Annotated in this window: 2 pseudogenes; both read left to right on the top strand. The window is 37.6% G+C overall.

The features are described 5' to 3' along the window. Positions 1-320: pseudogene (locus ACFINX_RS10290) on the top strand (integrase); the annotation flags it as partial. A 209-nt stretch (positions 321-529) separates the two neighbouring features. Further along, positions 530-708 (top strand): annotated as a pseudogene (locus ACFINX_RS10285) (helix-turn-helix transcriptional regulator); the annotation flags it as partial.

Raw genomic sequence — 708 nt, 5'->3', positions numbered from 1 at the left:
CATTAGAAATTCTAAAACAAGCGCGCTTGCTTTCTCGTAATGATTTCTTTTTTTCTGCTAGAGGTCGTGGTTCCCTCACTGAGAAATGTATGGCTACGTATATGAGAAAAAATAAAATTGAAGCACGTCCGCATGGTTTTCGCTCTAGTTTACGCAATTGGCTCGCTGAAACAACCGATGCCCCTTATGAGGTCGCTGAAACTATTCTAGCTCATATAGTAGGAGGGCAAGCAGAACGTGCCTATTGTCGGACTGACTATTTAGAACAGCGCCGCGTTTATATGGATAAATGGGCGGCTTATGTCACGGGTCAAACCTAAAATATGGGGTGCATAACCCCATTATCTGTGGATAACTTTAGCTCTCTTTTCTCTCATTCTTTCTCAATAAGAGTCATAAATTATCACATCAGAAATTATATGATAAAATATTGTTTTCTATAAATAAAATACCTTCAAAAATGAACCAAAATGTGGTTAATAAATGGTTATGATTTGTTTCTATTTTTTGAGAATGAAAGGATTTTAGAATGACAGAAAATGATATTCTTTTAACTGACCGTGAAAGTGCAAAATTGCTTCATATGAGTGTCCCGCCGTCATGCTACCAATGGCTCTCTCCCCAAACCCCTAAAATTTGGTTTTTTATCCCGTTGGTTACAATCGGATCTTTTGAATGTCATCGAGCAAGCAAAACAGCAACGTTATA

Source organism: Bartonella sp. AP36NXGY (assembly GCF_042195865.1).
Taxonomy (GTDB): Bacteria; Pseudomonadota; Alphaproteobacteria; order Rhizobiales; family Rhizobiaceae; genus Bartonella.
The sequence above is the reverse complement of the archived record's forward strand: the minus strand, read 5'-3'. Positions and strand labels throughout refer to the sequence as shown.